Source organism: Streptomyces sp. NPDC049687 (assembly GCF_044465285.1).
Classification (GTDB): domain Bacteria; phylum Actinomycetota; class Actinomycetes; order Streptomycetales; family Streptomycetaceae; genus Streptomyces.
The window spans coordinates 54,857-55,239 of record NZ_JBITLN010000027.1 but is presented as its reverse complement, the minus strand read 5'-3'; the positions used below and the strand labels follow the sequence as shown (position 1 = coordinate 55,239).

Below are 383 nucleotides of genomic sequence, written 5' to 3'. Positions count from 1 at the left end.
CTGTGCGGCATGATGTCGCAGTTCGGCGGCGACCGACGGTCCGCCGACATCAACCAGCTGATCCAGGCGGTCCTCAAGCGGCTGACGCTGCGCGGCTTCATCGTCCGCGACCACGAGGACCTGCGGCCGGAGTTCGAGAGCCGGGTCGCCGACTGGCTGCGCTCGGGCCGTATCACCGCCCGTGAGACGGTCACGGACGGCCTCGACAACGCGGCACAGGCGCTGCTGGCGCTGCTGGAGGGTGCCAACGTCGGCAAGATGCTGGTCCGGCTGGCGGAGGATCCGTACAGCCGCGTGTAGGCCACCACGGACGCACGCGAGGGGGCGGCGGCCCCGGCTCGCGCGGGCGGCGCCCCCCGCACCGGTTGGGCGACCCCAGCGGT

1 pseudogene is annotated in these 383 nt (G+C 73.1%); it reads left to right on the top strand.

The window, feature by feature from the left end:
• Nucleotides 1-300 (top strand): annotated as a pseudogene (locus ACIBVL_RS41950) (NADP-dependent oxidoreductase); the annotation flags it as partial.
• Between the last annotated feature and the right edge of the window lie 83 nt (nt 301-383).